The sequence below is a fragment of the Acidocella sp. genome (assembly GCF_027352905.1).
Lineage (GTDB): Bacteria > Pseudomonadota > Alphaproteobacteria > Acetobacterales > Acetobacteraceae > Acidocella.
In genome coordinates, this window is the sequence record NZ_DAIEIF010000039.1 from 1 (window position 1) to 20,287 (window position 20,287).

General features: G+C 66.8%; 21 protein-coding genes and 1 tRNA gene. 18 read left to right on the plus strand and 4 right to left on the minus strand.

What is annotated here, in order from left to right; genetic code table 11:
* Positions 1–88 precede the first annotated feature (88 nt).
* The 15 genes from tsf to M7H45_RS07175 all read left to right on the plus strand — a co-directional run bounded on the left by tsf (position 89) and on the right by M7H45_RS07175 (position 14,316).
* Positions 89–991, plus strand: coding sequence for a translation elongation factor Ts (gene tsf / locus M7H45_RS07105; RefSeq protein ID WP_298215604.1), 903 nt, complete (start codon positions 89–91; stop codon positions 989–991).
* 73 nt (positions 992–1,064) lie between these two features.
* A complete protein-coding gene (gene pyrH, locus M7H45_RS07110) occupies positions 1,065–1,787 on the plus strand; it encodes a UMP kinase (protein ID WP_298215605.1) in 723 nt (240 codons plus the stop codon).
* 16 nt (positions 1,788–1,803) lie between these two features.
* Positions 1,804–2,367 carry a ribosome recycling factor gene (gene frr, locus M7H45_RS07115; RefSeq protein ID WP_298215607.1) on the plus strand — a complete coding sequence of 188 codons (564 nt, stop codon included), beginning with the start codon at positions 1,804–1,806 and terminating at the stop codon, positions 2,365–2,367.
* Positions 2,367–3,077, plus strand: coding sequence for a polyprenyl diphosphate synthase (gene uppS / locus M7H45_RS07120; RefSeq protein WP_298215608.1), 711 nt, complete (start codon positions 2,367–2,369; stop codon positions 3,075–3,077). The genes frr and uppS overlap by 1 nt, the downstream gene beginning before the upstream one ends.
* On the plus strand, positions 3,061–3,861 hold the full coding sequence (locus tag M7H45_RS07125; RefSeq protein ID WP_298215610.1) for a phosphatidate cytidylyltransferase: 801 nt from the start codon (positions 3,061–3,063) through the stop codon (positions 3,859–3,861). Before uppS ends, M7H45_RS07125 begins: the two co-directional genes overlap by 17 nt.
* Positions 3,861–5,024, plus strand: a complete 1,164-nt coding sequence (locus M7H45_RS07130; protein ID WP_298215612.1) for a 1-deoxy-D-xylulose-5-phosphate reductoisomerase — start codon at positions 3,861–3,863, stop codon at positions 5,022–5,024. The genes M7H45_RS07125 and M7H45_RS07130 overlap by 1 nt, the downstream gene beginning before the upstream one ends.
* Before the next feature lie 2 nt (positions 5,025–5,026).
* Entirely contained in the window at positions 5,027–6,106 is a 1,080-nt protein-coding gene (rseP, locus tag M7H45_RS07135) for an RIP metalloprotease RseP (RefSeq protein ID WP_298215614.1), read from the plus strand.
* Between the two features lie 106 nt (positions 6,107–6,212).
* Entirely contained in the window at positions 6,213–8,594 is a 2,382-nt protein-coding gene (bamA, locus tag M7H45_RS07140; protein WP_298215615.1) for an outer membrane protein assembly factor BamA, read from the plus strand.
* The gene (locus M7H45_RS07145; RefSeq protein ID WP_298215617.1) at positions 8,595–9,383 is read left to right on the plus strand and encodes an OmpH family outer membrane protein; all 789 of its coding nucleotides are present in this window, start codon (positions 8,595–8,597) and stop codon (positions 9,381–9,383) included.
* A 3-nt stretch (positions 9,384–9,386) separates the two neighbouring features.
* A complete protein-coding gene (gene lpxD, locus M7H45_RS07150; protein WP_298215619.1) occupies positions 9,387–10,442 on the plus strand; it encodes a UDP-3-O-(3-hydroxymyristoyl)glucosamine N-acyltransferase in 1,056 nt (351 codons plus the stop codon).
* Positions 10,439–10,930, plus strand: coding sequence for a 3-hydroxyacyl-ACP dehydratase FabZ (fabZ, locus tag M7H45_RS07155; protein ID WP_298215621.1), 492 nt, complete (start codon positions 10,439–10,441; stop codon positions 10,928–10,930). The genes lpxD and fabZ overlap by 4 nt, the downstream gene beginning before the upstream one ends.
* 90 nt (positions 10,931–11,020) lie before the next feature.
* Positions 11,021–11,836 (plus strand): acyl-ACP--UDP-N-acetylglucosamine O-acyltransferase, encoded by an 816-nt coding sequence (lpxA, locus tag M7H45_RS07160; RefSeq protein ID WP_298215623.1) that lies wholly within the window; start codon positions 11,021–11,023, stop codon positions 11,834–11,836.
* 27 nt (positions 11,837–11,863) lie between these two features.
* Positions 11,864–12,679 carry an LpxI family protein gene (locus M7H45_RS07165; protein WP_298215625.1) on the plus strand — a complete coding sequence of 272 codons (816 nt, stop codon included), beginning with the start codon at positions 11,864–11,866 and terminating at the stop codon, positions 12,677–12,679.
* Between the two features lie 28 nt (positions 12,680–12,707).
* On the plus strand, positions 12,708–13,106 hold the full coding sequence (gene gloA / locus M7H45_RS07170) for a lactoylglutathione lyase (protein WP_298215627.1): 399 nt from the start codon (positions 12,708–12,710) through the stop codon (positions 13,104–13,106).
* A gap of 1 nt (position 13,107) precedes the next feature.
* A complete protein-coding gene (locus tag M7H45_RS07175) occupies positions 13,108–14,316 on the plus strand; it encodes a sulfotransferase (protein ID WP_298215629.1) in 1,209 nt (402 codons plus the stop codon).
* On the opposite strand, the gene M7H45_RS07180 is transcribed toward M7H45_RS07175, so the two are convergent.
* Entirely contained in the window at positions 14,249–15,409 is a 1,161-nt protein-coding gene (locus tag M7H45_RS07180) for a glycosyltransferase (RefSeq protein ID WP_298215631.1), read from the minus strand. The genes M7H45_RS07175 and M7H45_RS07180 overlap by 68 nt on opposite strands.
* 92 nt (positions 15,410–15,501) lie before the next feature.
* On the opposite strand from M7H45_RS07180, the gene M7H45_RS07185 reads away from it, so the two are divergent.
* Together M7H45_RS07185 and ureG are read left to right on the plus strand one after the other, a co-directional pair.
* Complete coding sequence (locus tag M7H45_RS07185) at positions 15,502–16,692, plus strand: glycosyltransferase (RefSeq protein ID WP_298215633.1); 1,191 nt, start codon at positions 15,502–15,504, stop codon at positions 16,690–16,692.
* 67 nt (positions 16,693–16,759) lie between these two features.
* Positions 16,760–17,380: an urease accessory protein UreG gene (gene ureG, locus M7H45_RS07190; protein ID WP_298215634.1), complete on the plus strand. Its 621-nt coding sequence runs from the start codon at positions 16,760–16,762 to the stop codon at positions 17,378–17,380.
* A 3-nt stretch (positions 17,381–17,383) separates the two neighbouring features.
* On the opposite strand, the gene M7H45_RS07195 is transcribed toward ureG, so the two are convergent.
* The 3 genes from M7H45_RS07195 to phaR form a co-directional block, all read right to left on the minus strand.
* A tRNA-Leu gene (locus M7H45_RS07195) sits at positions 17,384–17,470 on the minus strand.
* Between the two features lie 46 nt (positions 17,471–17,516).
* Positions 17,517–18,125 (minus strand): ankyrin repeat domain-containing protein, encoded by a 609-nt coding sequence (locus tag M7H45_RS07200; protein WP_298215635.1) that lies wholly within the window; start codon positions 18,123–18,125, stop codon positions 17,517–17,519.
* Positions 18,126–18,171: 46 nt separating this feature from the next.
* Positions 18,172–18,762, minus strand: a complete 591-nt coding sequence (gene phaR / locus M7H45_RS07205) for a polyhydroxyalkanoate synthesis repressor PhaR (RefSeq protein WP_298215637.1) — start codon at positions 18,760–18,762, stop codon at positions 18,172–18,174.
* 323 nt (positions 18,763–19,085) lie between these two features.
* Here phaR and M7H45_RS07210 point away from each other — a divergent pair, with 323 nt between their 5' ends.
* Positions 19,086–20,261, plus strand: coding sequence for an alpha/beta fold hydrolase (locus tag M7H45_RS07210; protein WP_298215639.1), 1,176 nt, complete (start codon positions 19,086–19,088; stop codon positions 20,259–20,261).
* The last annotated feature ends 26 nt before the right edge of the window (positions 20,262–20,287 follow it).

The window sequence follows — 20,287 nt, forward strand, 5'->3', positions numbered from 1 at the left end:
GGCAATTGCCGACCCCCTGGCCCCTGGATCCTGAATCCTGGCCCCTTGTTCACAACTCTTCTAACCGAACAACCTAAGGAGAAAACCAATGGCTGACATCACAGCATCAATGGTGAAGGATCTGCGCGAGAGCACGGGCGCGGGCATGATGGATTGCAAAAAGGCGCTGACCGAGACGAATGGCGACAAGGAAGCCGCGGTCGATTGGCTGCGCAAGAAGGGGCTGGCCGCCGCCGCCAAAAAATCGGGGCGCGTCGCCGCCGAGGGGCTGGTGGGCGTGGCCCTCGCCCCCGGCAAGGCGGCGATGGTGGAGGTGAATGCCGAGACCGATTTCGTCGCCCGCAACGAGGCGTTCCAGAATTTTGTAGAGACCGTCGCCCGGCTGGCGCTGGATGCGGGTGAGGATGTCGAGGCGCTGAAAGCGGCGCCCTTTCCCGGCACGGGCCGCACCGTGGCGGAGGAGATGGTGCATCTCGTCGCCGCGATCGGCGAGAATATGAATGTCCGCCGCGCCGCGGTGGTTTCCGTGCCGAACGGGACCGTCGCCGCCTATGTGCACGGGGCGCTGAAGCCGGGCTTGGGCAAGATTGGCGTGATCGTCGGGCTGGAGGGAGCTGGCGAGGGGCTCGACCGGCTGGGGCGGCAGATCGGCATGCATGTCGCCGCCACGCGGCCCGAGGCCCTTTCCATCGCCGATGTGGACCCGGCGGCGCTCGAGCGCGAGAAAAACGTGCTGATGGAGCAGGCCCGCGCCTCCGGCAAGCCGGAGGCCATCATCGAGAAGATGGTCGAGGGGCGGGTCAAGAAATATTATGAGGACGTGGTCCTGCTCGAGCAGATATGGGTGCATGACGGCGAAAGCCGGGTGAAGGATGTGGTGAAGAAAGCCGGGGGGGGCGTCACCCGCTTTGTCCGCTTCACCCTGGGCGAGGGGATCGAGAAGGAAAATTCCGATTTCGCCGCCGAGGTGGCCGCCGCCGCCGGGGTTTAACAAACCCGGTCTTTGGGCTACGCAAGGGCGGTCCGGGCCTGTCGCCTGGCCGCCCTTCATTTACAGGACGATCATGACCGACACCCCCCGCTATAAACGCGTATTGCTGAAGGTTTCCGGTGAGGCCCTGATGGGCAAGCGCGAATACGGGCTGGATACCGAGACGGTGAACGCCATCGCCTCCGATGTGCGCGACGTGCTGGCGATGGGGATCGAGGTCTGCCTGGTGATCGGCGGCGGCAATATCTTTCGCGGCATCGCCGGGGCCTCGGCGGGGATGGAGCGGGCCCAGGCCGATTATATGGGCATGCTGGCCACGGTGATGAACGCGCTCGCCATGCAATCGGCCCTGGAGAAGATCGACGTGCCGACCCGGGTGCAGAGCGCGATCAGCATGGAATCGGTGTGCGAGCCCTATATCCGCCGCCGCGCCATCCGCCACATGGAAAAGGGGCGGGTGGTGATCTTCGCCGCCGGCACCGGCAATCCGTTCTTCACCACCGACACCGCCGCCGCGCTGCGCGCCACGGAGATGAATTGCAGCGTGCTGCTCAAGGGCACTCAGGTGGACGGCGTCTATTCCGCCGATCCGCGCAAGGTGCGCGACGCCGAGCGTTATGAGGAGCTCACCTATCTCGAAGTGCTCTCCCGCGACCTCAACGTGATGGACGCCTCCGCCATCTCGCTCTCGCGCGAGAACAAGCTGCCCATCATCGTCTTCAACATCCAGGCCCCTGGCGCCTTCCCCGCGGTTCTGCGCGGCGAGGGGCTGTTCACCCGCATCGTCGAAACCTAAAAAACAAGGCTTGCAAATGGCTGATTTCGATACCCTCAAGGCGGATCTCACCCGGCGCATGGATGGCGCCCTGGAGGCGCTGAAGCGCGAATTTTCCGGCCTGCGCGCCGGGCGGGCGAGCCCCGCCTTGCTCGAGCCGGTGAAGGTCGAGGCTTATGGCTCGCTGATGCCGCTCAACCAGGTGGCGACGATCGCCGTGCCGGAAGCGCGCATGATCACCGTTCAGGTCTGGGACCGTTCGATGGTCAATGCCGTGGTGGCCGCCATCCGCGATTGCGGGCTGGGGCTGAACCCGCAGCCCGACGGGCAGATCATCCGCGTGCCTTTGCCGGTGCTGACGGAGGAGCGGCGCCTGGAATTGGTGAAGGCGGCCGGTAAATACGCCGAGGCGGCGCGCGTGGCGGTGCGCGGTGTCCGCCGCGACGGCATGGAGCAGATCAAATCCTTGCACAAGAAGTCCGAAATTTCGGAAGATGAGGAGCGCGACTGGTCCGAACAGGTGCAGAAACTGACCGATGCCTATATCAAGCGGGTGGATGACGCCCTGGCCGACAAGGAAAAGGACATCCGGCAGGTCTGATGGCTGACGCCTCCTCCCACCCCGTGCCGCTGCATGTCGCCATCATCATGGATGGCAATGGACGCTGGGCCGCGGCCCGGGGGCTGCCCCGCGCGGCGGGGCATCGCGAGGGGGCGAGGGCCGTGCGCCGGGTGATCGAGGCGGCGGTGACGCATGGGGTGCGCTATCTCACCCTCTTCGCCTTCTCCTCCGAGAACTGGCAGCGCCCGGCCGAGGAGGTTCAGGATCTCACCTTCCTGCTCAAGCATTATCTACGCTCGGAGCTGACGGAGCTGCACGCGGAGGGCGTGCAACTGCGCGTGATCGGTGAACGCGAGCGCTTTGGTCCGGTTTTGGGGCGGGAGCTGGCGGAGGCCGAGGCCCAGACCGCTGGCAATTGCCGTCTCACCCTGGTCCTCGCTTTATCCTATGGCGGGCGGGCGGAGATCGTGGCGGCGGCGCGCCGGGTTATGGCGTCGGGGCTGAAACCGGAGGAATTGACGGAGCAGCGCTTCGCCGGGTTTCTGTTCACCGCGGGCATCCCTGATCCCGACCTCGTCATTCGCACCTCCGGCGAGCAGCGGGTGAGTAATTTTCTTCTCTGGCAGCTGGCCTATGCCGAGATCTTGTTCACCAAGGTGCTCTGGCCGGATTTTTCCCCCGGGGATTTCGCCCTGGCGCTCGATGAATACGCGGGCAGGGAGCGGCGGTTCGGTGCCCGCCCTGTCTGAGCCGCTGCGCGCGCCGAAGGGGCGCTGGTCCGACCTTTCCTTGCGCGCCGCCTCGGCCCTGGTCCTGGCGCCGCTCGCGCTGTTTTGCCTATGGCGCGGCGGGCTGGCCTGGGAGCTGTTTCTGGCGGCGGCGCTGGCCGGGCTGGGCCATGAATGGGGGCGGCTCGCCGGGCTGCGTCAGGGCTGGGCGCTGCCGCTGTGTCTCCTCATCGCCTGGGCGGCGGCAATATGGGCCGGGCCGCCCGCCGGGTTGCTCGCTTTGCTGGCGCTCACCCTCGCCGCCTGGCCGGTTTATGGAGGCTTCGCCGCGCTCGGCCTGCCTTATGCCGGGCTGGCGGGGCTGGCGATGCTCTGGCTGCGGGCGCGGCCGGAATATGGGCTGGCTGAAACGGGGTATCTGATCCTGGTCATCTGGGGGACGGATATCGGCGCCTATGCGGTGGGGCGCCTGCTGGGCGGCGCCAAGCTGGCGCCGCGCATCTCTCCCGGCAAGACCTGGAGCGGCGCGCTGGGCGGGCTTGGCATCGGCGCCGGCTGCGGGGCGGCCGCGGCGCTGGCGGCGCAGGCGGCCCCGGTCGCGGCGTTCTGCACGGGGCTGCTGCTCAGCATGGTCGCCCAGGCGGGGGATTTGCTGGAAAGCGCGATCAAGCGCAAACTGGGCGTCAAGGATTCGGGGCGGACGATCCCCGGCCATGGCGGTCTGTTCGACCGGCTGGATGGATTCTTGACCGCGGCGCCGGTCGCGGCCTTGCTCACGCTGGCCATGCAGGGAGGTTTGGGTTGATGACGGTGAAGCGGCTGACCATCCTGGGTTCAACGGGCAGCGTCGGCACGCAAACCCTGGATCTCATAGGCGAGACTCCGGGGGCTTACCAAATCTGCGCCCTGGTGGGCGGGCGCAATGTCGCGCTTCTGGCCGAGCAGGCCCGCCGGTTCCGCCCGGAGATCACCGTGATCTCCGATGAGGCTCTGCTGCCCGCTCTCCGCGAGGCGCTGGCCGGGGAGGAGCTGGAGGTGGCGGGCGGGCGCGCCGCGGTGCTGGAAGCCGCCGCGCGCGAGGCCGAGTGGACGATGAGCGCGATCACCGGCGTGGCCGGGTTGGAGCCCACCCTCGCCGCGGTGGGACAGGGCGGCACCATCGCCTTCGCCTGCAAGGAGTCGCTGGTCTCCGCCGGGGATGTGTTTCTGCGCGCGGTGGCGGCGGCGGGGGCGACGCTGTTGCCGGTGGATTCCGAGCATAATGCCATTTTGCAGGCCATGGCGGATGGCAACGGCAAACAGGTCGAGAAGATCATCCTCACCGCCTCGGGCGGTCCGTTCCGCAATCATTCGCTGGAGGAGATGCGCGGCATCACCCGCGAGGCGGCCCTGCGCCACCCCGTCTGGTCCATGGGCGCGAAAATCTCGGTGGACAGCGCGACCATGTTCAACAAGGGGCTGGAGGTGATCGAGGCGGCGCGGCTCTTCAACTTGCCCTCGGCGCGGATCGAGGTGCTCGTCCACCCCCAATCCGTCATTCATGGCATGGTCTGTTATACCGACGGCTCGGTGCTGGCGCAGCTGGGCACGCCGGATATGCGCATTCCCATCGCCCATGCCCTGGCCTGGCCGGAGCGGCTGGCCACCCAGGCGCCGCGTTTGGACCTGACACAGGTGGCGCGGCTCGATTTCCATGCCCCGGACGAGGTCCGTTTTCCCGCCCTGCGGCTGGCGCGGCTGGCGCTGCTCGCCGGGGGGGGCGCGCCAGCGGTGCTGAACGCGGCCAATGAAGTCGCCGTCGCCGCTTTCCTCGAGCGCCGGATCGGGTTTCTCGATATCGCCGGGATCGTCGAGACGGTGATGGACAAGATGGGCGCGCCCGCTCTGCCAGACCTGGAAACGGTGCTGGCGGTGGATGCCGCCGCCCGCGATGCCGCGCAGGCCCTGGCCGGGGCGCGGGCGGCCTGACCATGCTGGACCTGCTGCGCACCATCGCCGCTTTCATCATCGATATCGGCGTGCTGATTTTCATCCATGAGCTTGGCCATTACCTCGCGGCGCGCAGCCAGGGGGTCACGGTCGAGGTGTTCTCGGTCGGCTTCGGCCCGGCCCTGGCGCGGTTCAAGGCGAAATCCGGCACGGTCTGGCAGATCTCGGCCTTGCCCCTCGGCGGGTATGTGAAGATGCAGGGCTGGGGCGAGGAGAGCTCGACGGCGCCGGCGCGCCCCGGCTCCTTCGCCGCCGCGCCGCTCCGCTCCAAGGCGGTCATCGTCGCGGCCGGGCCGCTCGCCAACCTGCTCCTGGCGGTGGTGATCTATGCCGGGTTGTTCATGGGGGCCGGGCAGATCACGACCCAGCCGGTGGTCAGCCAGATTCAGCCCGGCTCGCCGGCGGCCGCGTCGCACCTGCTCCCCGGCGACCGGGTGCTCGCCATTGGCGGCACGGCCATCGCCAATTTCTCCGATCTGCAGCAGATCGTGGCCGGCCACCCGGACACGGTGCTGGATTTCACCATCGAGCGGGGCGGGACCACGCTCTCCCTGCCGGTCACGGTGGGCGACGCCATGCTGGATGGCGAGAAGATCGGCCATCTCGGCGTCATCGGCACCCAATCCACCCTGCGGCGGCTGCCGCCGGGCCAGGCCATCGCCGCCGCGTTTCAAGAGACCGGACGGCAGATCTCCGCCTGGTTTTCCGGCCTGGGCACGCTGATCATGCAGCATAAGGGGCTGCGGGATCTCGCCGGGCCCCTCGGCATCGCCGAGATCTCGGGCCAGGCCGCGGCGATGGGGCTGGTGCCGCTCATCAGTCTCATCGCCTTGCTCTCCATCAATCTCGGACTCGTCAACCTCATTCCCATCCCTGTTCTCGATGGCGGCCATTTGCTGTTCTACGCGGTGGAGGCGCTGATCCGCCGGCCCGTGCCCGAGCAGGCGCGCGAGGCGGGGCTGCGGGTGGGGGTGGCCCTCATTCTCTCTCTGGTCGTGCTGGTCACCTTCAACGATCTCGCGCGGCTGGGAGCCGTCTCATGGTTCACCCATTTGCTGTAAGTTTTGGAGGATGACAGGCGCAAGGCGCTTGCCCGGCGGGCTGGCGCGTGCCAAACGCGCCGGGAGGCCGCCGGTCTGCCGGGGAGTCTAGGTTGGGAGAGTTCGATTGCTAAAACCGCGCTCCGTTTTTCTGGCGTCCGTTTGCCTGCTGCCGGCCATACTGGCGGCCCCCGGCCTCGGAGGCGCCGCGCAGGCCGCCGATACGAGCCCGGCGCCCGTCCCGGCTGGCGGCCGGATCGCGGCGATCCAGGTCACCGGCAATCAGCGCATCGAGAGCGGGACCGTGATCGCCTATATGGTGGTGCAGCCGGGCGACCCGTTCGACCCGGACAAGATCAACCAATCCGTCAAGACCTTATACGCCACGGGTCTGTTCAGCAGCGTGCGGATCACCCGGCAGGGCAATAATCTCAATGTCGCCGTGGTGGAAAACCCGATCGTGGATCAGGTGCTGTTCTCCGGCAACAAGGCGCTCTCGGATAAGGACGCGCAGGCGGCCATCAGCCTGAAACCGCGCTCGGTCTATACTCCGGCCGCCGCGGAGGCGGACCGCCGCGCCCTTCTCGATGCCTATGCCAAGAAAGGCTATTACAACGCCGATGTGGAGGTGAATATCGTCAAGCTGCCCGGCAACCGGGTCAATGTCGTGTTCCAGTGCGATGAGGGCCATAAAATGCTCATCAGCCGCATCGTCTTCGTCGGCAACAAGCATTTCTCCCAGGGCAAGCTCAAGGATGTCGTCTCAAGCCGGGAATCGGCCTGGTGGCGCTTTCTCTCCAGCGCGGACCAGTTCAACTCGGACCGCGTCGCCTATGACGAATATCTGCTTCATAAATTCTATTTTCATGAGGGATACGCCGATTTCCAGGTGGTGAGCGCCAATGCCGTCCTCAGCCCGGACCGCAAATCCTTCTATCTGATCTACACGCTGAACGAGGGCGCCCGCTACAAGGTCGGCTCGATCAAGGTCGTTTCCGGCATTCCCCATCTCTCATCGGAGGAATTGCGCGGCCTGGTGCCCCTCTCCAAGGGGGATTGGTTCGACGGCGATGCGTTGCAGGAAGGGGTGGACGCTCTCACCAAGCGCGCCACGGATCTCGGTTACGCGTTCGCCACGGTCAACCCGCAAGTCACGACCGATCCCAAGACGCACACGCTCAATATCGTGCTGAATGTCATCAATGGCCCGCGGGTCTGGATTCAGCGGATCGATATCACCGGCAACACCCGCACCGAGGATAAGGTGATCCGCCGGGAACTGACGGTGGCGGAAGGCGATGCCTATAATCAGAGCCAGGTCGACCGCTCCACCCAGAATTTGAAGAATCTCGGCTTCTTCAAGGATGAAAAGATCACTACCTCGCCGGGCTCCACCCAGCAGCAGGTGATTCTCAACACGGCGGTGACCGAGCAGGCGACGGGCCAGTTCTCGCTGGGCGGCGGCTACTCCACCTCGCTGGGCGCGCTGGTGAATACCGGCCTCAGCCAGAATAATTTCGTCGGCACGGGCGTGAACGCCTCGATCAACGCGATGGTCGCCCAGCACGGCACCCAGATCAATATTGGTATGACCAACCCGTATTTCTTGGACCGCAATCTCATCGCCGGCTGGGATCTGTTCCGCACGGTCACCAACTCCTACACGTCCAGCGGGCAATCCTACTCCTACTCTGAAAGCGATCTCGGCGGGGATTTGCGGATGGGCTACCGCTTCAACCAGAATGTGCGGCAGACCTTCACCTACACGGTCAGCGAACGGAATATTTACGATATACCGAGCGGCAGCAGCGCCAATATTTACATCGAGAACGAGGCGGGCAAATCCTCGCTCTCGCAGATCAGCCAGACCCTCACCTTCGATTATCTCGATGACGACCAGAATCCCCATTCCGGTCTGCTTCTCGATTTCACCACCGATCTCGCCGGGCTGGGCGGGGACGCCAAATATTTCCGCCTCAGCCCGGATGTTTCTTATTATATCCCGCTCGAGCACCTGTTCGGGAATAAAAGCTGGGTGCTGAAATTCAGCGGCTCGGCGGGGGCGCTTCTCGATATGCGCAATTACCAGGACAAGATCGAGGACCGCTTCTTCCTGGGCGGCGATAATCTGCGCGGTTTCGCCAGCGGCGGCGTCGGCCCCTATGCCGAGCCGGTCTATAACAGCGCCGGCCAGCAGACCAGCAGCGGCGGCCAGATCGGCGGCCGCTATATGTGGAGCGAATCCACGGAGTTGCATTTTCCGCTGCCCCTTTCGCCGGATATCGGCATCTCCGGTTTCGCCTTCGTGGATGTCGGCTCGCTTTGGGGCGCGCCCACGCTCGGCACATCCAAAATTTACGACAGTTCCGCCCCGCGCGTGGGGGCCGGTGTCGGCGTTTCCTGGAACACGCCGTTCGGCCTGGTCAACCTGTCTCTGGCGCAGCCGGTGGTCAAGCAGAAGGGCGACCAGACCCAGCAATTCAACGTTTCTTTCGGTACGAGGTTCTAAGTGGCTGCTCTTTCCCGTTACGCGTTTGTCCTGCCTTTGCTGATAGGGGGCACCGTGCCGGCGGCGCATGCCCAATCCTCCTCCTCCGGCGGCGGAGCCGGCTACTTCATGCCGCCCAGCGCCGCGCAAGGCCAGGCGCCCGCCGCCGCGCCCCGGCCCAAACCCGCCCCCGCCGCGCCATCCTCCAGCACAGCCCAGAACGCGCAGGGCACGGAGATCAAGGTGCCGGATCTGCCGCCCTTGCCGCCCGAGCCGCCGCCGCCCACCGCCGTCATCGGCGTGCTGTCCGTGCCGGAGGTCCTGCAAAAATCCACCGCCGCCCAGGGCGTGCAGGCCGAGATCCAGAAACGGCAGGCGGCTTTGGCGAAGGACGCGCAGGCGGCCCGCCAGAAAATCCAGGCCGAGCAGCAGGCGATCATGGCGCAGCGCGGCAAGCTGAGCGATGCCCAGCTCGAGCAAAAAGAGCAGAATTTGCAAAACGAGGTGGCCGCCACCCAGACCAAGTTCGAGCAACGCAACCAGGCGATCCAGAACGCCGGGCAGGCCGCCCTGCGCCAGATCGAGGCCATGCTGGCGGGAATCGTCAAACAGGAGGCGCAGGCCCACGGCATGAACCTCGTGCTGCATCGCGAGCAGGCGGTGCTGAACGTCGCCGGCTTCGACATCACGGCCGAGACCATCACCTCGCTGAACAAATTGCTGCCGAGCGTGAAGGTGCCGCCCAGCGTGGTGACGCCGGGCATGCCGGTCAACCCGCCGGATGATTCGGGCGAGGGGATCGGCCCCTGACCCATGGAAGCCTCCGCCAAACCCGGCGATGAGCGGTTTTTCCGCCGCGCGGGGCCGTTTTCCATCGCGGAATTGGCGGCGCGGCTTGGCATCGCGCCGCCGGCCTCGGGGCGCGTCATCTCCGGTGTCGCCCCGCTGCAAACCGCCGGGCCGGAGGATATCAGCTTTCTCGATAATCGCCGTTATGCCGGCCTCCTGACGGAGACGCGGGCGGGGGCCGTCATCCTGCATCCGGATTTCGCGGATAGGGTGCCTCCCGGCTGTATCCCGCTGGCGGTGGCCGAGCCCTATGTCGGCTGGGCCAAGGTGGCGGCGTTGTTCTATCCGTTTCCCGCGCCGGAGCCGGGCGTGCATCCCAGCGCCGTCATCGCGCCCTCGGCGGTGATCCACCCCAGCGCCGAGATCGGCCCCGGAGCGGTGATCGGCGCCGGGGCTGAAATCGGCGCCGAGACCTCTATCGGCGCGCTCGCGGTGCTCGGGCCGGGCGTGGTGGTAGGGCGGCAATGCCGTATTCACGCCCAGGTGACGCTCAGTCACGCCATTCTCGGCGACCGGGTGGTGATCTATCCGGGGGCGCGCATCGGCCAGGATGGGTTCGGTTTCGCCATGTCAAAAACCGGCTTCTACCCCGTCCCCCAGCTCGGCCGGGTGTTGATCGGCGAGGGCGCGGAGGTCGGCGCCAATACCACCATCGACCGCGGTTCCGCCCAGGACACGGTGATCGGTCCGGGTGTTCATATCGATAATCTCGTGCAGATCGGCCATAATGTGCGCATCGGCGCCCATTCGGTGGTGGTGGCCCAGGCCGGGGTGTCCGGCTCCACCCGGATCGGCGCGGGGGTGATGATCGCCGCCCAGGCGGGGCTGACGGGCCATCTCACCATCGGCGATGGCGCGCGCATCGGCGCGCAATCCGGGGTGATGCAGGATGTGCCCGCCGGCGAGGAGGTGCTGGGCGCGCCGGCGCAGAACGCCAGGAGTTTTTTCCGCGAGGTGGTCACCTTGCGCAAACTCGCCCAATCCGGGCGCAAAGGCCAAAAAACCGGGAATGAGACATGACTGACGCGCCGGAGCCAACCCTGCCGCCCGTGGATATGGCGGTGATCGACATCAAGCAGATCCTGGCGATGATTCCCCATCGCTATCCGTTTCTGCTGCTGGACCGGCTGGTGGAGGTCCGCAAGGACCATTCCGCCACCGGGATCAAGAACGTCTCGGTCAACGAACCTTTTTTCCAGGGCCATTTTCCCGGTCACCCGGTCATGCCGGGCGTGCTGATCATCGAGAGCATGGCGCAGACGGCGGCGGGTCTCGTCATCGCCACGCTGGGGCCGGAGGCCGGCATCCCCATCGTCTATTTCATGTCGATCGACGGGGCCAAATTCCGCAAGCCGGTCACCCCTGGCGACCAGCTTCGCCTGACCGTGACCAAGGAGCGGCGGCGCGGCCAGATCTGGCGCTTCGACTGCGTGGCGCGGGTGGAGGGCGGCGTAGTGGCGGAGGCGATTATCACGGCGATGATCATGGACGGGGTGAAGCCGGTCTGACAGCGGCGATACGAGCCGAAACCGAATGTGATTGGCCCCTGCCCCCCGCCTCGCGTACAGCCGGGACCAGGCAGGGTAGCGGAAGAAAAAATGCTGGATACGGTAGAGCGCATGATCCATCCCACCGCCATCGTCGAACCTGGCGCCCGTTTTGCCCCGGATGTGCGAATTGGCCCGTATTGCACGGTCGGCAAGGATGTGGTGCTGGGCGAGGGGGTCCAGCTCGTTTCGCATGTCGCGATCGCCGGGCGCACGCAAGTGGGAGCGGGAGCGAAACTTTTTCCCTTCTGCACGGTGGGGCTCGAGCCGCAGGATCTCAAATATAAAGGCGAGGATACGGAGACGGTCATCGGCCCGCGCACCCAGATCCGCGAGCACGCCTCCATTCACCGCGGCACCGTCACCGGCAGCGGCGTCACCCGTATCGGCGCGGATTGCCTGCTGATGGCGACCGTCCATGTCGCGCATGATTGCGTGGTGGGCGATGGCGTCATCATTTCCAACAACGTGGCGCTGGGCGGCCATGTCGAGGTGGGCGAGCGCGCGGTGATCGGCGGCAACGCGGCCCTGCTGCAATTTACCCGGGTGGGGGCCGGGGCCATGGTCGGCGGCCTCACCGGGGTGACACGGGACGTGATCCCCTATGGGCGGGTTTTTGGCACGCGGGCCGAGCTGCTCGGCCTCAATCTCATCGGCCTGAAGCGCCGGGGGGTCGAGAAGGCGGAGCTGGCCGAGATCAACGCGGCGTATAAATTTCTGTTCACGGGGCCGGGGGTGTTTGTCGAGCGGGTGCGGCGGGTGGCGGAATTATACGGGGCCAACCCCTATGTGCGGGAGATTCTCGACTTCATCGCCACCCCCTCGCGGCATGGCATTCTCACCAATGTCGCCGCGCATGAGGATTAGGCCGGGCGCGGCGCGTCTTTCCCGCGTATGACGCCGCTTGGCATCATCGCTGGCGGCGGGCCCTTGCCTGGCCAGGTGGCGGAGGCGGCCCTCGCCGCCGGGCGGCCCGTCTTCATCGCCGGCATCGCGCATTATGCCGAGCCGGAGGTGTTGCGGCCCTTTCCCCATAAATTCTACCGGCTGGGCGCCATCGGCGCGATGATGCGCGCCTTCCGCGAGCAGGGCTGCACGGAGCTGGTGATGATCGGGCCGGTAAAGCGGCCCTCCTTTCTTTCCTTGCGTCCGGATGCCGAGGGCGCGCGGCTGCTCGCCCGTATCGGCAAAGCGGCGTTTCTCGGTGATGACGGGCTGCTCGCGGCGATCGTGCGGGTGCTCTCGGAGGAGGGTTTCCGGATCCTGGGCGCGCATGAAATTCTCGCGGACGCGCTGGCCCCGGCGGGGGCGCTGACGCGCGCGACCCCGGACGCCCAGGCGCTGGCGGATATCAGCCGGGGGATAGAGGTGCTGAAAATCACCGGCGCGGCGGATATCGGCCAGGCTTGCGTCGTGCAGCAGGGCCTGGTGCTGGCGCTGGAGACGGTGGAGGGGACGGATGCGATGCTCTCCCGCATCGCGGCGGTGCGCCGCCCCGGCCCCGCCCCCGTGCTGGTCAAGCTGGCCAAGCCGGGCCAGGAACGCCGCGCGGATCTGCCGACGATCGGGCCGGATACGGTAAGCCATGCGTTAAAAACAGGCCTAGCGGGTATGGCATTCGAGGCTGGCGCGACCATTTTGATAGCGAAGGCGCAACTTATTGAAATGGCGGATAACGGAAATCTGTTTCTGATCGGCGTTTCTGTATAAGAGCGGTCAAGGAAAGACGAGGTCTGGGATGAGCGAGTTTAGGTATCTGCACACGATGCTGCGGGTGGGGGATCTCGAACGCAGCGTGGCGTTCTACACCAAGCAATTAGGGATGCGGGAGCTCCGCCGCACCGAGGTGCCGGAAGGCAAATATACCCTCGTCTTCGTGGGCTATGGCGACGAAACCACCCATACCGTGCTGGAACTCACCTATAATTGGGGCGTGGAGAGTTATGAGATGGGCACGGCCTTCGGTCATCTCGCTCTGGGGGTGCCGGATGTCCAGGCCACATGCGAGACGTTGCGCGCCGCCGGCGTCAAGATCACGCGGGAGCCCGGCCCCGTTAAATTCGGCACCACCGTGATCGCCTTTATCGAGGACCCGGACGGGTACAAGATCGAGCTGATCGAGCGGAAACCCCGCTGAGATGCCCGCGCTGGCGACCCTGCTGAGCCAGGGCTTCCGGCTCGCGGACCGGCTGCTGCCCGAGTCCGCGTTTCCGGTGGAAAGTGCTGAGCAGCTGGTGCGGGCGGCGGGGGTGGCTCCCTCTCCGGACGCGCTGGCCGGGCTGGAACGGCTGCTCGATTCGATCCGGGCGGAATCCGCCCTCAGCCTGTTCGGCCGGGTGTCGCTGCATTGGGATTTTTTGCGGCTGTTGCGCAATGCCAGCCTCATCGAGGCGGCCCATGCCTCCAACCCGGCCCTCTCCGCCACGCCGGTCAAGGCGCCGCTTTTCATTCTCGGCCTGCCCCGCTCCGGCACGAGTTTTCTCCATTCGCTGCTGGCCGAGGATCCCGCGAACCAGGTGCCGCGCAACTGGCAGATGATCTATCCCGCGCCGCGCCCGCCCGGTTTCTCCCCGCGCGCTGACAAGCGGGTGGGGAAGGTGGATAAGCAGCTGGAATTGTTCAACGGGCTCGCGCCCGGCTTTCGCGAGTTGCATCCCATCACCGCTGATAGTCCGCAGGAATGCAGCGAGATCACCGCGCATGTCTTTCAGAGCCTGCGCTTCGATTCCACCCACCGGGTGCCTTCCTATTTCGACTGGCTGGAGGCGCACGGGCATGATGACGCCTTCCGCTTCCACAAAAAATTCCTGCAATATCTCCAGGCCGGGGAGCCGGCCCGCTGGGTGCTGAAATGCCCGGACCATACGTTCACGCTGAGCGCCATATTGCGGGTATATCCCGATGCGCGTTTCGTCATCCTCCACCGCGACCCGATCGCCGTGCTCGGTTCCGTCGCCCATCTCACCCAGGTGCTGCGCCAGCCCTTCCTGCGCGAGATCGATGCCGGCGAAATCGGCGCCCAGGTGGCGGCGCGCTGGACCCAGGGAGCGAATCTGTTGCTGGAGTTCGACCGGCGCACGGATGTGCCCGCCGCCGCCAAGTTCCACATGCAATATGAGGAATTCACCGCGGATCCGGTGCTGGCGGTGGAGCGGATCTACGCGCATTTCGGCGAGGAGCTGACCGAGCCGGGCCTGCAGGCGATGCGGCGGATGGCGGAGGCGAAGCCGCGCGGCGGCTATGGCCGGCATGCCCCTTACCGGCTGGAGGCGTTCAAGCTCAGCGTGCCAGCCTTGCAAAAGGCGTTTTCGCCCTACGTTCAGCAATATTGCCAAGCAGCTCGGTAAGGGTTTCGAGCAATACCGGGGCGGTCACGCCGAGGCTGTAATGCCGCTCGGCGCGCCGCCGCGCCGCCGCGCCCATCCGGGCGCGCAAATCCGGCGAGTCCCGCAGCGCGCGCAAATTTTGCAACCAGGCCAAGGCATCGGCGGCGAGAAAGCCGGTCTCGCCAGAATTGACGATGCGGTTATTGGCGCCGACGGGGCTGGCAATGGCGGGGCGCGCCATCGCCATATACTGGATGAGCTTGTAGCCGGATTTGCCATTCGCCCATTCCGAATCGGGCAGGGGCATGATGCCGGCATGACAGCGCGCGATCAGCGCGGATTCGTTCGCCTCGCTCCAGGGCTGGGATTCGACTTCCACGCCGGGCAGGGTATAGCCGGGCGCGCCGATGACCAGCAATTTCAGCGGCGCCTCCGCGGCCAGCTGGCGCAGGGGCGCTGCCAACGCGTCGAGATAGGCGGCGGTGAGCGGCGTGCCGATCCAGCCGATGGTGAAGGGGCCGTCCGGCGCCGGCAGGAGAGGATAGCGGGCAAGATCAACCACGGTCGGCAGCAGCAGGATATTGCGCGCGCCCTCCGCGCTGGCCCAATGATAGAGGGTCTCGTTGGCGACGATGGTAAGCGCTGACCCGCGCAGCAGATGGGTGAACTTATGGCCCAGCGCCGCCCTTACCAGGCGCGAGGGCGAATCGGCGTAGCGCAGGGCCCAGGCATCGTCGAAATCGAGGATATAGGGCGTGCCGCCCATCAAAATACGTTCCGCCTGGTGGGGCAGCCAGGGGAGCAGCTCTTTTTCGATCCAGAGCAGATCGTGCCGACGGATGGCGGCGCGCAACCCCGCCACGCGCAGATAGGCCCGCGCCGCCGGCAGGGCGCGAAAGCGGCCGCCATAAAGGGCCCGCAGATAATCATCCTGCAAAAAAGGCCGGTGCTCGATCTGGATGGCCTGGCTGAGATGGGGGATGTATTGGGCGAGGCGCAGGCGGGATGAGGCGCCGAGCGCGCCGTAACGGGTGGCGCATAACAGGCTGCCGGATACCGCCGCCGCCCGGGGCGCGGGCGGGTCGGGACAGGTAAAACGCAGCTTTTCAGACATAGCCTCAACATAGGCTGGATTCGCGATAAAATCTAAATCAAAAGTTGCATATTGAAACCGAAATTTCAGCGCATACACCACATTCATTCTTCATGAGCGATCTCCTCTCTCCAGCCCATGCGCTATGGCGCGTTTTGCCCGCCGGGCCTCGCCGGGCAACGCTGCGGCGGCTGGCGGCGGCCATGGCGCCGCGGGCGGATGCCACCCTCCCGGCCCGCTCGCGCGGGGTGGTGGTGGCGGGCGAGATGGGGTGGGGCACCGGGCTCGGCCAGGCGGCGCGCAGCCTGGCCATGGGGGCGAGGCTGCTGGGCTATGGCGGTGGCGAGGTGAGTTGCGGCGTGGGCCGCAAGCCGCGCGGTCCGGCTCCACCCCCGGGCGCGGCCCTGCTGCTCGCGATCAACGCCCCCAGCCTGCCATTGATGCTGGCGCGGGCGGAGCGGGATCTGCTGCGCGGCCGGCTGGTCATCGGCGCCTGGGTGTGGGAATTGCCCGTGGTCCCGCCGGGCTGGGCGGCGGGCCGGCGCTACGTGCATGAGGTCTGGGCGCCCTCGCCCTTCGCCGCGCAGGCGCTGGAGGCGGTGGCGCCGCGGCGGGTGCGGGTGGTTCCCTACCCGCTCGCCCTTCTCCCCCCTTCGCCCGCGCCGCCTTGCGCGGATGTGCCGGAGGGCAAGGTGGTGACGCTGATGGCGCTGTCCCTCGGCTCCAGCGTGGCGCGCAAGAACCCGGCGGCCGGCATCGCCGCCTTCCGCCGCGCCTTTGGCCGCCGCGACGACCAGCTTTTGGTGATCAAGCTCTCCGGCGCCGCCGCCGATCCGCGCGCGGCGGCGCAACTCGCCGCCGAGGCGGGGCCGAATATCGCGGTGTTCAGCGGGGCATGGCCGGAGGAGCGGATGGCGGCGCTGATGGAGCGGGCGGATATCGTCTTGAGTCCCCACCGCGCCGAGGGGTTCGGGCTGGTGCTGGCCGAGGCGATGCTGCGGGGCAAACCGGTGGTGGCCACCGGCTGGTCGGGCAATCTCACCTTCATGGACCAGGCGAGCGCCGCGTTGATCGGCTATGAGCTGGTGCCGGTGGCGGATGCGAGCGGGCTTTATCCGCCCCTGCGCGGGGCGCGCTGGGCGGAGCCGGATATCGGCCATATGGCGGAATGGTTGCGGCGGCTCGGCGATGACGCGGCGTTGCGCGCGGCGCTGGGGGGGCGCGGGCGGGCCCATGCCAGCGCCTGCCTGGGCGGCGGGGCGATGCGCGCCGCGCTGGCCGCGCATGGCGTGGCTCCGCTGTGAGGGCAGGGCGGGTGGACGCGGCGCCGCCCGGCATGGTTTGCTGAGCGCTCCGGATTGGGAGGCAAGGATGACAGCGGCGCGGATCGGGATCGGCGGGCCGGTCGGCTCGGGCAAGACGGCGTTGATCGAGGCGTTGATCCCGGTGCTGCGCCGCCGGGGGGTCAATCTCGCCGTCATCACCAACGACCTCGTCACCATCGAGGATGCGGAGCGGTTGCGCCGCTCCGGGCTGATCGAACCCGAGCGGGTGGGGGCGGTGGAGGCCGGGGCCTGCCCGCACACGGTCATCCGCGAGGACCCGACCCTCAATATATTGGCGGGGGACCGCATGGAGGCCGCCATTCCCGGCCTCGACCTGATCATCTACGAATCGGGCGGCGACAATCTCGCCTCGACCTTTTCGCTCGATCTCGTGGATTGGTGGATGTTCGTCATCGACGTGGCCGGGGGGGACGACATTCCCCGCAAGGGCGGTCCCGGCGTGCTGCGCTGCGACCTGCTGGTGGTGAACAAGACCGACCTTGCCCCCCATGTCGGGGTGGATCTGGAGCGCATGCTGGAGGAGGCGCGCGCCGCGCGCGAGGGCAGGCCGGTGCTTGCCACCATTGCCCGCCAGGGCGCGGGGATCGAGGCGCTGGCGGAGGCGATCAGCCGCGCGGTTTTATTCGTGGAGGATAGGGCTGGATAAGGCTGGTGCGGGCGGTCGGAATCGAACCGACACTCCGTTGCCGGAACTGGATTTTGAGTCCAGCGCGTCTACCAGTTCCACCACGCCCGCGACGCCCGGGATCTATAGCGGGGCCATCCCCGCCTGACAACATCCGCTACGGCGTGGCGCCGAAGCCGAGAAACCCCGCCTGCGGGTCGGGCGTGCCGGTATCGCCCGCCGGGTAGCGGGGGGCGAGGGCCGGGGCGCGGGCCGGCTGGATGGCCGGGTTGGGGCGGGGTTTGCCGGGTTTGGCCTTGCCCGGAGCGCCGTCCGCGCCGTTGAGGGTCCAGGGCGCGCCCATCGTGCCGCCGCCATCCTGCATCGCCAGCTCGTTGCGCGTGCCGAGCAGCAAAAAGGTGATGTTGTTGCGGTTCAGGGCGATGGAAAGATCGAGCGGCGTCTCGCCGAACTGGTCCTTGGCCCCCAAATCGGCGCCGCGGCTCACGGCGTCCTGGGCCGAGGCATAGTCGTTCTTGGTGATGGCGGCGAAAAGCTCCTGGGTCGGGTCGCCGCCGATCGGCCTTTGTTTTTGCACGGTGGCGGGGCCGGGGGCGGCGCCCACGCCCGGCAGGCCGGTGGGGGCGATGTTCGGCTGGTTGGGTTTGGGTTGGGGGGCGGGGGCGCCGCCCGGCCCGCCCATGCCGCCCCCCATGGGAATCTGGGCCTGGGCCGGAACGGCCATGGCGGCCAGCGCCACCAGGGGCAGAAGGAAAAAATATTTCATAATCGCTAAGTTTAACGGAAAGGCGGGGAAGCGTCCATGCGCCGCGTCAATTTCCGCCTTTGGTTTTCAGCGCCTCGAGCTCGGCTTGCAGCCGCTCCACCTCGGCGCGCAGGCTCGCGATTTCATCCTGATAATCCTGCGGGGCGCCCCCCTCGGGTCTCGCTTCGGTCCCCTCGCGATAGAAGGGCGAGAACAAGGTCATGGCCCGTTCCATCATCGCCATGTTCTTGCGCCCCATATCCTCCATGCCCGGCGGCAGGAATGGGCCGAAGGTCTTGCTCACCGTCTCGCGCATCGCCTCCTGCTGGCGCCTGAAATTGGTCATCGCCTGTTCGAGATAGCGGGGCATCAGACTCGGCACGCCGCTGCCATACACGCCGATGAGCTGGCGCAGAAAATTAATGGGCAGGAGCGGATTGCCCTTGCCCTCCTCCTCGACGATGATCTGCGTCAGCACCGAGCGGGTGATATCCTCCCCGGTCTTGGCGTCGAATACCGCAAAATCGCGGTCCTGGCGCACCATGTTCGCCAATGTCTCAAGCGTGATATAACTAGAACTCTCGGTATTATAGAGGCGGCGATTGGCGTATTTCTTGATGATGACGGGTTGCGGCTGCGGGGGGGCCGGTTCACTCATGGGATTTGCCTTTCTTCCCGGGCGATAATCTGCTCGATATTGGAACATAAACACGGATTTTGTGCGATGCACAGACCGGATGAGGGCAAGGAAAGTGGCGGTGGGGCCGCGACCGCGCTAGGAGGAGGCGGCGCCGGGGATTTGATGGATCATGGACGAGGAACTGGCCAGGGATTTCGTGGCCATATGGCAGAGCGAATTCACCGCGATGGCGGCCGACCGCGAATTGCGGGAAAGCTGGGCGGCCATGCTGGGGTTATGGGCGCAGGCGGCCAATGCCGCCGCCGCGTTGCTGCCGCATGAGCCCGCGCCCGGAAGCGCCCGTGCCGCTCAGCCGCCGGGGGCCGCGGCCGCTTCTGCTCCATCTCAGCCTGGCCTGGATGAAGTCGAGCGGCTCGGTCGCCGCGTCGCTGAACTGGAACAGCGTCTGGCCGGACTTCTTGCGCGCGAAGGCGGAACCCGCCCGGACCCCGCAGGAGCTGGAGGCGCTGCTCCGGGAGATCCAGCGGCAGGACCGGGCGTTGATCGCGGGGATCGCGGCCTACCGCCGGGCTGACTATATCCGCCGGCTGCGCGAGCCTCCCGCCCTGTGGGATGAAGGCGAATCCCGGCTGCTCGATTATGGCGGCGCCGGCCCGGCGGTTCTCTTCGTGCCCAGCCTCGTCAACCGCGCCTATATTCTCGATTTGATGGAGGAGGCCTCCATGCTCCGCTGGCTGGCGGCGCGGGGGGTGCATCCTTACCTGCTGGATTGGGGATGGCCGGGCCAGATCGAGCGCGGCTTTTCCCTCACCGACTATATCGCCGGGCGGCTGGAGCGGGCGCTGGCGGCGCTGCCGGAGCCGGTGGTGCTGGCCGGGTATTGCATGGGGGGGATGCTAGCCCTGGCGGCGGCGTTGCGGGCGGCGGCGGCGGGGCATGGGCGGGTGCGCGCCCTGGCCCTGCTGGCGACTCCGTGGGACTTCCATGCCGAGGATTCGGCCTCCGCCCGCCGCGTCGCCGAAGCCCTGCCGCTGATGGAAGGGGTGTTGCGGTTTTCCGGCACGCTCCCCATCGACGCGCTCAACACGATGTTCGCCATGGTCGATCCCTTCGGGATCGGCGATAAATACCGCGATTTCGCGGGGCAGAACAAAGCGAGCGCCCGCGCGCGGCGCTTCGTGGCGATGGAGGATTGGCTCGCGGATGGGGTGCCGCTGGCCGCCCCGGTGGCGCGGGAGGCGCTGGCGGGCTGGTACGGCGCCAATACCGCCGCGCGCGGGGAATGGCGGGTGGCCGGGCTGGCGGTGGACCCCGCCCGGCTGTCTCTCCCGGCCTTTTGCGCCACCCCGGCCAGGGACAGGCTGGTGCCCGCCGCCTCCGCCCGCGCCTTGGCGGCGAATTTGCGCCATGTCACGGTCATCGAGCCCAAAGCGGGGCATATCGGCATGGTGGCGGGCACCCATGCCGAGACGGCGCTCTGGCAGCCTTTCAAGGATTGGGTGCTCGGTTTATCATAGGGCCAATACGAGACTGGCAAAAGGAA

Coding starts and splice junctions, on each gene's coding strand:
- M7H45_RS07180 (WP_298215631.1), bottom strand. CDS start 15,409: ATGTCTGAAAAGCTGCGTTTTACCTGTCCCGACCCGCCCGCGCCCCGG.
- M7H45_RS07165 (WP_298215625.1), top strand. CDS start 11,864: ATGACGCCGCTTGGCATCATCGCTGGCGGCGGGCCCTTGCCTGGCCAG.
- ureG (WP_298215634.1), top strand. CDS start 16,760: ATGACAGCGGCGCGGATCGGGATCGGCGGGCCGGTCGGCTCGGGCAAG.
- uppS (WP_298215608.1), top strand. CDS start 2,367: ATGGCTGACGCCTCCTCCCACCCCGTGCCGCTGCATGTCGCCATCATC.
- M7H45_RS07200 (WP_298215635.1), bottom strand. CDS start 18,125: ATGAAATATTTTTTCCTTCTGCCCCTGGTGGCGCTGGCCGCCATGGCC.
- M7H45_RS07130 (WP_298215612.1), top strand. CDS start 3,861: ATGACGGTGAAGCGGCTGACCATCCTGGGTTCAACGGGCAGCGTCGGC.
- M7H45_RS07185 (WP_298215633.1), top strand. CDS start 15,502: ATGAGCGATCTCCTCTCTCCAGCCCATGCGCTATGGCGCGTTTTGCCC.
- M7H45_RS07175 (WP_298215629.1), top strand. CDS start 13,108: ATGCCCGCGCTGGCGACCCTGCTGAGCCAGGGCTTCCGGCTCGCGGAC.
- fabZ (WP_298215621.1), top strand. CDS start 10,439: ATGACTGACGCGCCGGAGCCAACCCTGCCGCCCGTGGATATGGCGGTG.
- lpxA (WP_298215623.1), top strand. CDS start 11,021: ATGCTGGATACGGTAGAGCGCATGATCCATCCCACCGCCATCGTCGAA.
- pyrH (WP_298215605.1), top strand. CDS start 1,065: ATGACCGACACCCCCCGCTATAAACGCGTATTGCTGAAGGTTTCCGGT.
- lpxD (WP_298215619.1), top strand. CDS start 9,387: ATGGAAGCCTCCGCCAAACCCGGCGATGAGCGGTTTTTCCGCCGCGCG.
- phaR (WP_298215637.1), bottom strand. CDS start 18,762: ATGAGTGAACCGGCCCCCCCGCAGCCGCAACCCGTCATCATCAAGAAA.
- frr (WP_298215607.1), top strand. CDS start 1,804: ATGGCTGATTTCGATACCCTCAAGGCGGATCTCACCCGGCGCATGGAT.
- gloA (WP_298215627.1), top strand. CDS start 12,708: ATGAGCGAGTTTAGGTATCTGCACACGATGCTGCGGGTGGGGGATCTC.
- rseP (WP_298215614.1), top strand. CDS start 5,027: ATGCTGGACCTGCTGCGCACCATCGCCGCTTTCATCATCGATATCGGC.
- tsf (WP_298215604.1), top strand. CDS start 89: ATGGCTGACATCACAGCATCAATGGTGAAGGATCTGCGCGAGAGCACG.